At 57.0% G+C, this 12905-nt stretch carries 12 protein-coding genes and 1 pseudogene; 4 read left to right on the top strand and 9 right to left on the bottom strand.

What is annotated here, in order from left to right; genetic code table 11:
* Nucleotides 1-13: 13 nt before the first annotated feature.
* Nucleotides 14-1195, bottom strand: coding sequence for an L-dopachrome tautomerase-related protein (locus tag PSEST_RS04520; protein WP_015275843.1), 1182 nt, complete (start codon nucleotides 1193-1195; stop codon nucleotides 14-16).
* A 44-nt stretch (nucleotides 1196-1239) separates the two neighbouring features.
* Nucleotides 1240-2250, bottom strand: a complete 1011-nt coding sequence (locus PSEST_RS04515; RefSeq protein ID WP_015275842.1) for a zinc-binding alcohol dehydrogenase family protein — start codon at nucleotides 2248-2250, stop codon at nucleotides 1240-1242.
* Nucleotides 2251-2361: 111 nt separating this feature from the next.
* Here PSEST_RS04515 and PSEST_RS04510 point away from each other — a divergent pair, with 111 nt between their 5' ends.
* Nucleotides 2362-3288: a LysR family transcriptional regulator gene (locus tag PSEST_RS04510; RefSeq protein ID WP_015275841.1), complete on the top strand. Its 927-nt coding sequence runs from the start codon at nucleotides 2362-2364 to the stop codon at nucleotides 3286-3288.
* A 73-nt stretch (nucleotides 3289-3361) separates the two neighbouring features.
* On the opposite strand, the gene PSEST_RS04505 is transcribed toward PSEST_RS04510, so the two are convergent.
* The 3 genes and pseudogenes from PSEST_RS04505 to PSEST_RS04495 form a co-directional block, all read right to left on the bottom strand.
* Nucleotides 3362-3652, bottom strand: coding sequence for a putative quinol monooxygenase (locus PSEST_RS04505; protein ID WP_015275840.1), 291 nt, complete (start codon nucleotides 3650-3652; stop codon nucleotides 3362-3364).
* Between the two features lie 561 nt (nucleotides 3653-4213).
* Nucleotides 4214-4486, bottom strand: a complete 273-nt coding sequence (gene grxC / locus PSEST_RS04500; protein WP_015275839.1) for a glutaredoxin 3 — start codon at nucleotides 4484-4486, stop codon at nucleotides 4214-4216.
* 4 nt (nucleotides 4487-4490) lie between these two features.
* Nucleotides 4491-5022: pseudogene (locus PSEST_RS04495) on the bottom strand (carboxymuconolactone decarboxylase family protein).
* 130 nt (nucleotides 5023-5152) lie between these two features.
* Here PSEST_RS04495 and PSEST_RS04490 point away from each other — a divergent pair.
* Nucleotides 5153-5980: an AraC family transcriptional regulator gene (locus PSEST_RS04490; protein WP_015275837.1), complete on the top strand. Its 828-nt coding sequence runs from the start codon at nucleotides 5153-5155 to the stop codon at nucleotides 5978-5980.
* Between the two features lie 76 nt (nucleotides 5981-6056).
* On the opposite strand, the gene bkdR is transcribed toward PSEST_RS04490, so the two are convergent.
* The gene (gene bkdR, locus PSEST_RS04485; RefSeq protein WP_015275836.1) at nucleotides 6057-6542 is read right to left on the bottom strand and encodes a Bkd operon transcriptional regulator BkdR; all 486 of its coding nucleotides are present in this window, start codon (nucleotides 6540-6542) and stop codon (nucleotides 6057-6059) included.
* A gap of 137 nt (nucleotides 6543-6679) precedes the next feature.
* Here bkdR and PSEST_RS04480 point away from each other — a divergent pair, with 137 nt between their 5' ends.
* Entirely contained in the window at nucleotides 6680-7636 is a 957-nt protein-coding gene (locus PSEST_RS04480; RefSeq protein ID WP_015275835.1) for a DMT family transporter, read from the top strand.
* Nucleotides 7637-7748: 112 nt separating this feature from the next.
* On the opposite strand, the gene PSEST_RS04475 is transcribed toward PSEST_RS04480, so the two are convergent.
* The 3 genes from PSEST_RS04475 to PSEST_RS04465 form a co-directional block, all read right to left on the bottom strand.
* Nucleotides 7749-8657 carry a DMT family transporter gene (locus PSEST_RS04475; protein WP_015275834.1) on the bottom strand — a complete coding sequence of 303 codons (909 nt, stop codon included), beginning with the start codon at nucleotides 8655-8657 and terminating at the stop codon, nucleotides 7749-7751.
* 356 nt (nucleotides 8658-9013) lie between these two features.
* Nucleotides 9014-10369: an SEC-C metal-binding domain-containing protein gene (locus PSEST_RS21970; RefSeq protein ID WP_015275833.1), complete on the bottom strand. Its 1356-nt coding sequence runs from the start codon at nucleotides 10367-10369 to the stop codon at nucleotides 9014-9016.
* A 448-nt stretch (nucleotides 10370-10817) separates the two neighbouring features.
* A complete protein-coding gene (locus PSEST_RS04465; RefSeq protein WP_015275832.1) occupies nucleotides 10818-11711 on the bottom strand; it encodes a site-specific integrase in 894 nt (297 codons plus the stop codon).
* Nucleotides 11712-12277: 566 nt separating this feature from the next.
* Between PSEST_RS04465 and PSEST_RS04460 the strand changes: the two genes are divergently transcribed.
* Nucleotides 12278-12712: a hypothetical protein gene (locus PSEST_RS04460; protein ID WP_003291593.1), complete on the top strand. Its 435-nt coding sequence runs from the start codon at nucleotides 12278-12280 to the stop codon at nucleotides 12710-12712.
* Nucleotides 12713-12905 lie beyond the last annotated feature (193 nt).

The raw sequence follows: 12905 nt of genomic DNA, 5'->3' as shown, positions 1-12905 counted from the left end.
GGCGGAGGCCGTCTCAGTGCGTAGGTGCCGGCGCTGCATCGATTTTTACCCGCAACAGGCTGTAGGGCTTGCTACGCAGGTCCTGGCCACCGTTGAAGCCAGGTGAGCGATGCAGCTGGTTGGCGGTGAAATACAGGTAGCCGTCCGGGCCGATGGAAAGGGTGTCCGGCCAGAGCACCCGCGGGTCATGGACAATGGTTTGCCACGTGCCGTCAGGCAGGCGCTTGCGAATTCCGTTGTGTTCGTAGTCGGTGGCGTAAACGGCACCCTCGGCATCCGCCTCGAGGCCATCGGAGGCGCCCTTCTCACCCAGGTTACGCACGGCAGCCTGCAGCTGTGCCTCGCTCACAGCTGGGTCGCGCAACAGTGCAGTTGACACGGCGTACAGGTGGCGACTGGACAACGGAGAGAAATAGAGGTCTTTTCCATCCGCGGATAAAGCGATGCCGTCGGAAGCCACCCCCAGCGCCTTCGGCTTGCCATCGGTGCCTTTGGTCAGTAGCGCCGGTCTGCCCTCCACGACCGGCACGAAGTCCGGGTCGACAGAGGTCTGTGCTGCGCCGCTCAACCGACGGCTGGCTTTACCACTGGCGATATCCATGACGATGATGCCGCCAGGGCCGGACACGGATGAATCGGTCACGTAAACCGTGCCTTGCTTGCCCACCCGGAAGTCGAAGCGCATGTCGTTGACATAGGTGGTGGGCAGGATCACCTCAGGTGGAAAGACCAGGGTCTTGACCACCCGGTTGCTGGCCAGGTCGATGGCGACCAGCTTCGCGCCGCCTGGACGCGGCGTGGCGAACTCCGGCGCGGCTGTGTCCAGCACCCAGATACGCCCCATGCCGTCGGCGACCACACTTTGCACACTGATGAATCCCTTGGCCGGGTCGTCCGGATCTTCGGTGTTGATGGCTGCATTGGGGTACGGCTGAACCCTCCCGTCTCGAATTTCACCCACTGTGAAAGGCACGGCGTCGCCCCAGCGCGGGAAGTTGACGAAGATACGCCCGGTCTCGCTGACGGTTACGCCGGTGGGCATGGCGTCATGGAATGCAAATACCTGATCAATCACCCCAATCGGCCGAGCCGACGCAGCGCTCGCCGGCAGCGGCTGGAGTTGCGTGGCGAAGGTGACTGGACTGGCGAGCGCCAAGGCCAACAGTGTGTGGCGAAACCGTTTTTCGATGCGCATGATGAGTCTCCTGCCCGCGCGGCGGGCGCTGGTCCATGGATAAGTCAGAAGCCTTCCAGAACGATCTTGCCCATGGCTTTGCCGCTTTCGATCAGTGCATGGGCACGCCGCAGGTTGGCCGCCTCGATGCGGCCGAAATGCTCGCCTACAGTCGTCTTAAGCACACCGGCGTCGATCAGCTTCGCCACACGGTTGAGCAACTGATGCTGCTTGATCATGTCGTCCGTCCCGTACAGCGAGCGGGTGAACATCAGCTCCCAGTGCAGCGCCAGCGACTTGCGCTTGAGCGGCACCACATCGAGCACGGCCGGATCGTCGATCAGTGCCAGATGGCCCTGGGGCCGCAACACCTCGACCAGTTGAGCAAGGTAGCTGTCGGTGTGGGTGAGGCTGATCACGTGATCCACCGCCTCGATACCAATGCCCTTTAGCTGCTCGGCCAGCGGCCGGCTGTGGTTGATCACATGATGCGCACCCAGGGCACTGACCCATTCCCGGGTTTCCGGGCGCGAAGCGGTGCCGATCACCTGCAGGCCGGTCAACTGGCGGGCCAGTTGCGTCAGGATCGAACCCACGCCGCCGCCGGCACCCAGGATCAGCAGGCTCTGTCCTGCTCCACCCTGCTCGCTGATGCCCAGGCGGTCGAACAGCAATTCCCAGGCAGTGATCGAGGTCAATGGCAAAGCCGCGGCACTGGCATCGTCCAGGCTGCGCGGCTTGCGTCCGACAATACGTTCGTCGACCAGGTGCAGCTCGCTGTAGCTGCCTGGACGGTCGATGGCGCCGGCATAGAAGACTTCATCGCCGGGTTGAAACAGCGTCACGTCGGCGCCTACGGCACGCACTACGCCGACAGCGTCCCAGCCGAGCACCTTGGGCTGTTCGGTAGCACCCTTGCCGGAACGGACCTTGGTATCGACCGGGTTCACCGCGATGGCCCTGACCTGCACCAGCAGGTCGTGCGGCGCTGGGGTAGGTTCTGGCAGCTCACTATCGAACAATGCTCGAGGGTCGTCGATTGGCAGGCCGTATTCGGTGAAGACGATAGCTTTCATGTGGGCAATCCTTGAAGGTCAGGTACAAGCGAAACGTAGGGGCATCTTCGTCTTCCCATACCCCTGGAAAAAGGCTCAAAATCCGCCAGCACTTTCACCACAGGTGTGAAAATGGTTCGGTTCGAAGATCTTCAGCTTTTCGTGCGCACAGCCGCGCTGGGCAGTTTCTCCAATGTCGCCCGCGAGGTCGGCCTGCTGCCGGGCCAGGTGGCCGCAGCGATCAAGCGCCTCGAGCGTGACCTGGATGTCCGTCTGTTCGCTCGCTCCACGCGCAGCCTGCGGTTGACTGCCGAAGGTGACCAGTACCTGCCGTTTGCCCGCGAGGTGCTGGATACCTTGCGCGAAGGCCAGGACCGGGTGCGCAGGGAAAGCACTCAGCTGCATGGTTTGCTGCAGGTCTCCGCGCCGTCAGATCTCGGCCGTAACCTACTGCTGCCGTGGCTTTCCGAGTTCCGTCGTCAGCATCCGGCGCTCAGCCTTCGCTTGCTGATATCGGATCAAGTGGCCGACGTATTTCGAGACCCGGTGGACGTTGCGCTGCGCTACGGTGTGTTTGACGATGCGAGTTGGGTAGCCTTGGCGCTGGCTCCCTGGAATCGCCGCGTTTTGGTAGGCGCCCCGCACTACTTGGAGCGTAACGGCAGGCCCCAAACGCCCGCCGATATTGCTCAGCACCATTGCCTGCTGTATTCGCTCAACGGACGCGCGCATGACCGCTGGCGGTTAGGTGATCAGACGGTACAAGTCACTGGCCCGCTGTACAGCAACGACGCCGACATCGCGCGACGCTTGGCGGTCGCGGGGGAAGGGTTGGTCTACAAATCCTGGCTCGACGTACACGACGACATCGAGGCGGGACGGCTGGAGATCGTGCTGGCTCAGTATCAAGGCGAGTCCACACCACTTAACCTGGTGTGCCCGCATCGCAAGCAATATTCGCCGGCCGTTCAGCAATTGCATGCACTGTTGCGCAGTCATCTCGATCCGCTGAAGCAGGAGCTGCCGCCTCTCGCGTCTGATCCTGGCCTGATCGCTTGAACGGCAATGCTAGATAGCAGCTGCCAGAACCAGTATCGCATCCCACGGTTCTGGCGGCCGAGACGCTACGGCTTCAAGCCAGCAACGACAGCTTCATCACGTCGAGCGTGATATGCCCTTCAAGCGTTTCGGCCAGCTCTCGAAAGACCGGCCCTTCAAGATGGTCTTGTAGCGCCGCCTCGTCTCGCCAACGCTCGATCATGACCAACCTGTCCGGCCGCTCGCTGTCTTCATGCAGCTGGTACTGGTCGCAGCCAGGTTCCTTGCGGCTTCGTGCGACAGCTTTGCGAAGCGCCGCTTCGGCCACTTCACGGCTGCCGGGCTGTAGCGTAATCGTGGCGACCACAATGATCGGGGTGTCCATGAATCAGTACTCCTAAGGGTTGATGTTTCGGGGCATGCCTGACCGGCATCCACACGATGGTGCCGGCCTAGGTACAGCAGGCGATTTGGAAGATTGGAGGTTCTGTTATCCGGCCAGACGAGTGAGCTGGGCACGCTAACAACTGTGCAGCAATTGCCGTTACTGCTGCACAGCCGTTGCGATACACGCCACTCCAACCCACCCGCGCCAGCGGACCACTCAGTCAAGATAGCCAGGAAGAGCGGGCAACCGTGCGTTGTCAGCAGGCTCATGTTGGATGATGAAGGTCACGCCTTCACGGCTGGCCAGCTGCTCCAGCTTTTCCGACGATTCCAGTGTCTGGTCGTGGCTGAAGTTGAACGTCGGGACCTGATTTCTCAGCCTGTTCTCGGTGAAATGCCACTTTCACCAATATTGTGAAAATGGTGGCCTGCCAGCAGCACATGACGAAGGAATAGTTCAGCCAGGTTCAGATCGAGACACATACATGAGGCCGATCTGAACCTGCTGAACTAGGGTTTCGAAGCTGCGCGCCGATCCGGCGACAGCCGCCCACCAGCGTCATACACCCGATACGCTATCCGATTGGGTATCCGCCGTTCTAAGGCCGCCGATCCTGTCGCAGGCCACCAAGTCATTAAAGCCTCCAACATGGTTACCCTCGATATAGATCTGTGGCACCGTACGCCGGCCGGTCCGGGCGATCAGCGCGGCGCGCTGATCGGGGCTGGCTCCGACGTCGATCTCCGTGACGTTAACCCCTCGGCGGGATAGCAGCGCTTTGGCTTGGATGCAGTAGGGGCAGCCGCTAGTGGTATAAAGCGTAGCGTTCACGCTTTTACTCCTCTGTAAGCGGCTGGACTGCCGGAAAGTCAACGTCTGTCTGGGCAACGTTGTTGAGGTAATTGGTCAGTGTCATCAGGGCAATCTGCGCCACGATGTCGACTATTTGAGCATCGCTCAGCCCCCGCCGCCCGCGCCTCGGCCAACTGTTCGTCGCTGACCTGCCCGCGGCTTTCAGTCACCTGCCGGGCGAATATTGCAACCGCGTCCAGGCTGCCACGCCGCGCCAGCTCGATGGCGGAATCGTCAAGGCCCGCCTTGCGGCCGAACAGAGAGTGCGCGGCGAGGCAGTAGTCGCAACCGTTCGCCTCCGAAGTCGCCAGCGCAACGGTTTCGCGTTGGCGTGCGCTGAGGGAGTTTTTGCCAAGTGCTTGAGAGAGCGCAAGGTAGCCGCCCAGCGCAGCCGGCGCGTGAGCCAAGGTACGAAAGGCGTTAGGCACACTGCCAAGGCTTTTCTGAATGCCAGACAGCAACGGGCGCGCGGCATCAGGGGCGTGTTCGATAGATACAGGGGTAATCCGGCTCATGGTGGTTCTCCTAAGTTCAAGGTGGCTGGGCCTGTGCGCCAGCCTCGAACACATGATCAGCAAAACGACTTTTCAAATGGCGGCTGATCGTCGACCTTATGCTGCAGATCGTCCAAACCTGTGAGGCCACATGGACCGCTTGTCCGCTCTGCTCACCCATTTCCGCCTACACGCCACTACCTATTACAGCGGCGGCCTGTGCGGCACGGCCGAATACGATGGCCGAGATCGGCAGGGCCATCTGCACCTGCTGCGCGCCGGGCGGGTGCGTATCCAGGCCGAACGGTTATTGGTCTACGAAATTGAAGAGCCTACGCTGATCCTTTTTCCACGCCCGGCACCGCACGCTCTAATCGCCGACACTGCCGATCATGCGGAACTGGTCTGCGCCTCGCTGACGTTCGACGGCGGTATCGACAACCCGCTGACCCTCGCCTTGCCGGGTCACTTGCTTTTGCCGCTGTCGCAGCTACCGAACCTTGCCGGCAATCTCGAATGGCTGTTTCAGGAAGCGTTCAACGAAGAGTGCGGACGATTCGCGGTGCTCAACCGACTGTTTGAGCTGATGCTCATTCAATTGCTTCGTCATCTGCTGGCGACCCGCACCCTGTCCACGGGCCTTATGGCCGGCCTCGCCGATCCGCGGCTGGCCCGCGCCCTCACCCTGATGCACGACGCACCGCACCAGGCCTGGTCGGTGGAAACCCTTGCGCAAGCTTGCAACATGTCCCGGGCCGGTTTCGCTGCGCGATTCCATGAAATCGTAGGCAGCACACCGGCTGACTACCTACGTGGCTGGCGGGTCAGCCTGGTCCTAAAGCGTCTGCGCGAGGGGCGGCCGATTGCACTCATCGCCGATGAGGTCGGCTACGAAAGCCCGTCGGCTCTATCGCGTGCCTTTCGCCGCAAGGTCGGCAAAAGCCCACGCGAATGGCTCAGCGCGACACAGGCAAGTTAGCGAGCGAGCACGTACTCGCAGCGGTAGGGTTTTTGGTAGTACTGCCGAATGAGCGACCCCACCTTCGGAACCCGTATCATCCAACGACCAAACCGTTGGGTGGCAACGGCAGCGCCGTCTTGTAGCGCACCTGCTTCAGCGCGAAGCTCGAGCGAATATTCGCGACGCCGGGAATCTTGGTCAGGTGATCGAGGATGAAGCGCTCCAGCGCCTGGATGTCAGGCACCAGCACGCGGAGCAGGTAATCGGCATCCCCTGTCATCAAATAGCATTCCATCACCTCCGGGCGTTCGGCGATGGCACTCTCGAAACGCGCCAGCGCATCGACTACCTGCTTCTCCAGGCTGACGTGAATGAATACGTTGACGTTGAGCCCCAGCAGCTCAGGAGCCAGCAGCGTGACCTGCTGTCGAATCAGCCCCAGCTCCTCCATGGCCTTGACCCGGTTGAAGCATGGCGTTGATGAAAGATTGACTGCGCGCGCCAGCTCAGCATTCGTGACGCGGGCATCCTCTTGCAGTCGGTTGAGAATGCCGATGTCGATCCGATCCAATTTACGCATTTCAAATATTCCTCATAAATACCATATAACAGAATATTTTCCTGCAATTAGAAACAATCTAGGCCATTTAGGAAAGCTTCTCCGCCTCGGTCCCCTTAGGCTGTTCTCAACACGAATAGCTATTGGAGGCCACGGTGATGACCTGCCCGCACAGCCTAACTACCGAAGCACGAAACACCCCGGTATCCAGCCGTACCTTATTGACGCCTCGACTCAAGGGCATGGTGCTGTTGCTCTTGGCGATTCTGGTGTGGGGCGCGAACTGGCCGGTGATGAAGGCAGGACTTGGCCACGTCACACCCGTCTGGTTCTCAGCCAGCCGCTTCGCACTGGGCGCCTTGTGCCTGTTCCTTCTGCAGCTGCTGACCGGCACCCTCTATCGACCCAGCCGAGGCGACGTGCCGCTCCTGCTTAGCGTCGGGCTCCTGCAGATGCTCGCCTTCACACTGCTCGGCGCGCTGGCCATGACCGATATCCCGGCGGGCCGCTCGGCCGTACTCGCCTACACCACCCCGCTGTGGGTGACGCCACTGGCAGTGCTCGTCTTTCGTGAGCGGCTGGTCCCTCGTCAGCTCCTCGGCGCCGCCCTCGGCATGTTCGGCGTAGCCGTCTTGTTCAATCCGCTGACGCTTGACTGGAATAATGCGAGCCTGGTGCGCGCCAACCTGATGTTGCTCATCGCCTCGGCCTGCTGGGCGCTGTGCATCCTGCATCTGCGCTACGCCAAGGTTCGCGCCACGGCCTACCAGCTCGCCCCCTGGCAGATGCTCGTCGCTACGGTTCCTTTGCTGGCACTAGCGCGAATCGTCGAAGGGCCGTTCACAGGCGATGGCTCGGTGGCGTTCTGGCAGATCATTCTGTTCGTCGGCCCGCTGGCTACTGCCTTCTGCTTCTGCGCCGTCAACGCTGCGAGCATGTGGTTGCCCGCGACCAGCATGTCGCTGGCCATGCTGGGCGTACCCCTGGTGGGCTTGATGAGTTCGGTGTTCTGGCTCGGTGAGACCTTGAGTGCCAGTCTCATAGCGGGAGTACTTGCAATCTCTGCGGGAGTTCTCCTTGCGATCGTGAAGACACGGGCCAAGGCTACATCGTGAAGCATGTCTCACTGTTATAAGCGCTTCGCCTACCTGCAGAGCGGGCGCTTTCGGCCAAATGCTGCCTCCGGCAGCTACCGACCAAAGCCTCCACAGAATTCCATCCAAATACTCATTGGCGCCTAGCCCACGGGGCAAACAGGGCGCGCAGCAGGCGGGATAAGAACTTGGGTACATCAATCTCGGCGATCAGCAGAGCTGAAAAGATGAGAGCTGTACCGGCCAGGGTTCTTCCATCCAAGGTTTCGCCAAGGAGCATCGCTCCCGCGAATGCTGCGAAGATGGGCTCGAACAGGTAGGTCAGGGCTACTTTTTCTTCTTCGAGATACTTCTGCGCAGCACTCTGAACCGCGTACATGAAGGCTGTGGCGAGCAACGCGCAGAACAGAACTCCTTCCCAGAAGGAGGAATCCATTGGGGCCCATTCGGCCCTAGCGTCGAAAAGTGCAGCAAAAAGGCATCCAGTAGCGCAGGTAGCCAGCGCAGTGATGACCGTAAGCATCGAGTCGTACTTATGCGAGAAGAAGCCAACCGTGAGCACATATGCGGCAAAAAAGACTGCACAGCACATGATCCAGATGTCACCTGGATTCAGAGTAAGCCCGGCCCTCGTAACGATCAGATAGAGCCCTGTCAGCGCGACGGCGCAGCAGAGCCAGATTCGAGGCTCGACGCGCTTCCGAAAGAGAGCCCACTTGAAGACCGGGATGAGCAATACATCCAGGCCAGTGATGAAGGCGGTGTTGGTGATGCTGGTGTGCTGAAGCCCGACAGTCTGGAAAATGTTACCCAAACACAAGGGTAGACCTATGGCCACGCCGGCCAGGAGCGTTTCTTTGTTGATCAGTTTCAGCCGTCTGAAAAAGATCACGCAAAGCACTAGCGTAGCGAGTGCGAACTTGTACCCCAGGAATACGAAGGGTGACCCGTCCGCAACACCCACTTTGGTGAAGGCAAACGAAATCCCCCAGAACGCGGTTCCGAGGATTAACAGGCATAGATATGTCTGACGAACAGGCATGCGAAAACCATCCATTCAAATTGGAGTGGTTAGAGCATGCGGAGAGGCCGCAAGAAAGCCCGAGTTTGCCTTCAATCTCTTCTCTAACGTTAAGGCAAGTCGGTAAAGCGCTTTCATCTGCCGCTATTAATCAATCTGGGGCAGCAGGCTGTCAACAGGTGCTACAAACCAGTCTGCAGCAAGCTGCCATCGACAGATGGCTACAACATGGCACCCGATGCACTGTCGCCAGCTTCCGCTTCTGGCCGCTTTGAGCCCATCGCATCAGGCAAAAGTCGACCAAAAGCGGACTTCTACTTCTGGCGAGTGTAAAAATGGGGGACTACCCGCCACTGCAAACCCCTAGGGTTGAACCATCATGCCCCGCAACACTTCTTGTACTTCTTCCCCGAGCCGCAAGAGCAAGGTTCGTTTCGACCCTGTTTTGGCGCATCGGTGTTAGGCCCTAGGAAAGGAAGGGCATTCAGGAACTGCTGCTGAAGCATCTTGGCGAATCGGTCTTCCACGCAAAAATTGATGTAGTTTTTTGCCACCCCATGTCCGCCTGCGGCAGCAGCTTCTAAGAGCTTAAGGCCCCGCTCCTTGTCTTCTTCTAATTCTTTGCCTTCATAGAGCCAACGGCCAAGTAGATATTCGCTGTGGTGGCAATCTCTAGCGATACCATCTTCAAGGCACTGCTCGGCCTTCTCTGGTGAGTAAAAGGGCGATTCCTTTTCGAGATGCAGAAAAGCTAACCCAGCGTAGGCAGTGATTTCACCCCTAGATAAAGCTACCTCAAACATTGCCAAGGCATCTTCGAACTGCCCCTTCTGACGCAGATGATCACCGTACAGCGCACAGGCGGAGGGGTATCCACGCGTTGCTGCAATTTCCAATGCCTTTACACCCAGGCGATGACTCTCCTCACCCTCATTCTTATCAAAAGTTAGTTGGCCATATCGGTATAGAGCCTCTGTATTCGCCAGCTTAAACAGACAAGCCTCTTTCCCGCCCTTTAAATGTATCTCGCTAAAGCTAAACCTATCGAGCCCTGCACTGATCTCAGTGGCTGCCCAGTACAGCTCAGCAGCCATTCGGACGGTAGTATTCTTATGCACGTCCTCACTATAACCAATAAGTAGTGCCTTACTGTTTATCGGGGCCATCGACTGAGCTTCAAGAATTAGGCCAGCAGCCATCTTGGCCTCAAAGTCCATGGTCGTTACCGCCTTCCAGAGAGTCTGCTGACTGGTAAAATCGCCGACTTCGACGGTGGTAATGGCTGGTAACTTCTCGCCTCTGTTGAGCAGTAGGAACATGCTCTCGAATATCCCCACCAGAGTCTTCCGAGCATCTACTGCGCTTTGTAGATCACCTACCCCATGAGCTTCTTTGCTGCCTGACTCTCCTGAGCCTGCTGTGCTGGTTCCTTGTGAGTGGACTACTGCGTTTCCAGCTTTGCGAATGGCATGCAAATCAGAGCGCAGGCTATGGTCGATAATCTGGCTCGCAGACAACTGGTTGATTGCGTCGTAGAGAGCAACTTGGTCGATTTCCACTTGGAAGCGCTTGGCCAGCATCGAGGTTAAATGCTCAACCACAATCCGAAACTGGGTTTTTGCATAGTCCGGATAGGCAAACATCACGTCCAAGGCACGGCGGTAGTGCTCTCCCGCCTCCGGCACAAGATTGATGCAGAGCTCTACATCGGTCATCTCACGTCTGATATTCAATCCACTCGTCCTTGGGTTCGCGAAATGAGCCTAGTCTGCAGCAGCGGTAACTATTCGGCCATGGCCTGAAGCAGCCTAGCTTTAGTAGAAACTGGATGACCGCTCCTGGCCGATTCTGTTGAAAAAGTCGGCGCTGCTCCGCTTCACTTACACAGAACCGCAAAAGCGGCCGATTCAGGAGTTGCTACGCGAAATCTGGAGGAGTTCAGCCTCCGCAATGATCCAGATTCAACCTCAGGCACGCACTTTCGTTGGTGAAAATCGCAACGGGAGTTTTTCAACAGAATCGACCGCAAGCTGCCAGTGAGCAACCCATGTGCGCAATATTACATAACAGACACCCGGGCATCCACGACGTAAAGTTAGAAGCCGCTATCGAAACCAAAGCTAGATACAAACGCTCTATGGCCTGAGGAATTCCTCTGATTGTCCGCCGCCCCACATCACCTCAGCCGTCAGCGACCTCAGACCTACGATCCAAGTCTCGCTGATCATTAAGGGCCACGGCGTCCGCACGCATTCGAGCAGGCACTGTATCTCTCACCTTTGAAAAGTCAGCATCGCTTGCAGGCTTAACCTTAACCGCTTCTGCACGTCCAAATCTTTTATCGCCATAGCGGCTAATCGAATCGGTAGCCTGGTGCCCCATGACGTATGCCATTTCTATTGCGGACATGCCTGAGGCTTTCAGATTTGAGCCGAACTGGTGACGAAGTGTGTACATACTCGGCACCTTCCTCCTACCGAATAGCTCAGTAGCGACTTGGTGAAGCGCAATGCGTATTGAATCTATACTGCGCGGCTGACATTTAAAAGCAGCGAGAGCGTTTCTCAAGATATTGCAGACGTCTCCATCAGCCTCAAGCGTTCGGCTAGCGCCGCGTAAACCGTTGTGGCTAAGCTTTGCACCAGATATATGGATGCGCCGGCCATCAATAGAGATTCCGTTAAGCTCGCATGGTCGCGCTCCGGTAAGAGATATCACCATTAACGCTCCCGCTTCGACAGGCATATCTCGTTCAGCTAAACATCGGAGCCACGCCTCAAAATCAGCGGTAGAAAGCTTTTGCGGACGTTGTTGCTTTTTTTTGCGCGGAAGATTCAACACAGTGACCGGATTGAGCGTCCGATTGATTTCTTGAGCAGCCCAGAAATTGCCTCGATGCTTTTGATCAAACGCCAAAGCGTTACGTAAGCGCCGGTAATAATCCGGGCGATAATCGGGGGCAGCCCGTAGCAAAGCACCAATAATATTGAGTTCATCAAGCTCAACGCCCTGCATTCGAGTCGCATAGAAGTTACTGGCCAAACTAATGTAGGCGCTTTGAGTCTCTGCGTTCATACTATTCTTCTTATTATTTGCGTGACACATGCCACACAATCAATTATTGCAAAAACGAAAACAAAAAAACAACAACTAAAACATTATTTTTTATATAACCCAAAAGCCAAGTATTACAAAGGCTAAAAAATCCTATCATTTCCATATCGAATTCAGGACTTTGGTTCGTTGGCCAAGGACGAACCATGTTACCTGACCCCACAAGACGACCCGCCGGGAGCAGCACATAGACCGGCTGAACAGCGCTGGGTATGAGCAGGTGCTTCCACTCTTTCAGCCGATTCACATTTTAAAATGCGAGAACCAAGTAGAGTAATTTTAAATTGCGCTCACAGCCTGGGTCGGCGACGGACTGGCGCAATCGCTTACCGAGACACCACTGCCCACGACATACTGCTTATGCCACTTTTAAATTATGGGTTTTGGATCGGACACTCATTAGATAGCCAGCCGAACGGCCTCCGAGGCGTTAACCATAAGCTGTATAAAAATACAGTATAGCCTATTGCCTTTTTAAAGCGGAGCAACTTAGAATAATGAACAGAACAACAACCTGAGGAAAAAACATGTCTATCCTAATTCTTAACCGCGAGCGCGACGAAGTCGGCGGTCAATACCTAGTAGCAAGCATTCACGGTGTGGAACACTGCGTATCACTTGATGATGACTATCCGGAGCAAATCCCAGATTCAGATGATATAGTCCACCGCATTAATGCAGATGACTTCAATGAGCTTTCAGAGAAGGTACGCTCCTACGTGCGCAAGCACAGCATCGCCCCCATTCACTCACTCGATGACGTTAGGCTGCTTGCGATGCAGCTCGGCGATATGAAAGCAAAGACCTACGAAATCGACGAAGAAGGTCTTGGCCTCACGCTCCGCGACTGTAACATAGATAAAGGTGTACGCACCCTAGTTCGTAAATTTAATAGCACATATCAGGCATATCGCTGGCTGACCGAGCAACTGGATATTTTGGATTTCAATGCGCCACGGTAAGCGTGCAAGCGCTAATGTCCCGCCATTGCATTCCTAATCAAAAGCCGCATGCAACCGAGGCGCGCTATAGATAAAGACGTTTATTGACTAAATTGGCTTCAATGCGACTCGGTTAGACGCTGGCTTTATTGTAGATCGCCTGATTAACTTGAAGGCTGCTCACTTCAAATCTTTACTGTCTCGGTAGCCTTTC

The organism is Stutzerimonas stutzeri RCH2 (assembly GCF_000327065.1).
GTDB classification, from domain to species: Bacteria; Pseudomonadota; Gammaproteobacteria; order Pseudomonadales; family Pseudomonadaceae; genus Stutzerimonas; species Stutzerimonas stutzeri_AE.
Note: the sequence above shows the minus strand (reverse complement) of the source record. Positions and strands in the feature narration are given on the sequence as shown.

Coding starts and splice junctions, on each gene's coding strand:
- PSEST_RS04520 (WP_015275843.1), bottom strand. CDS start 1,195: ATGCGCATCGAAAAACGGTTTCGCCACACACTGTTGGCCTTGGCGCTC.
- PSEST_RS04515 (WP_015275842.1), bottom strand. CDS start 2,250: ATGAAAGCTATCGTCTTCACCGAATACGGCCTGCCAATCGACGACCCT.
- PSEST_RS04510 (WP_015275841.1), top strand. CDS start 2,362: ATGGTTCGGTTCGAAGATCTTCAGCTTTTCGTGCGCACAGCCGCGCTG.
- PSEST_RS04505 (WP_015275840.1), bottom strand. CDS start 3,652: ATGGACACCCCGATCATTGTGGTCGCCACGATTACGCTACAGCCCGGC.
- PSEST_RS04490 (WP_015275837.1), top strand. CDS start 5,153: ATGGACCGCTTGTCCGCTCTGCTCACCCATTTCCGCCTACACGCCACT.
- bkdR (WP_015275836.1), bottom strand. CDS start 6,542: ATGCGTAAATTGGATCGGATCGACATCGGCATTCTCAACCGACTGCAA.
- PSEST_RS04480 (WP_015275835.1), top strand. CDS start 6,680: ATGACCTGCCCGCACAGCCTAACTACCGAAGCACGAAACACCCCGGTA.
- PSEST_RS04475 (WP_015275834.1), bottom strand. CDS start 8,657: ATGCCTGTTCGTCAGACATATCTATGCCTGTTAATCCTCGGAACCGCG.
- PSEST_RS04465 (WP_015275832.1), bottom strand. CDS start 11,711: ATGAACGCAGAGACTCAAAGCGCCTACATTAGTTTGGCCAGTAACTTC.
- PSEST_RS04460 (WP_003291593.1), top strand. CDS start 12,278: ATGTCTATCCTAATTCTTAACCGCGAGCGCGACGAAGTCGGCGGTCAA.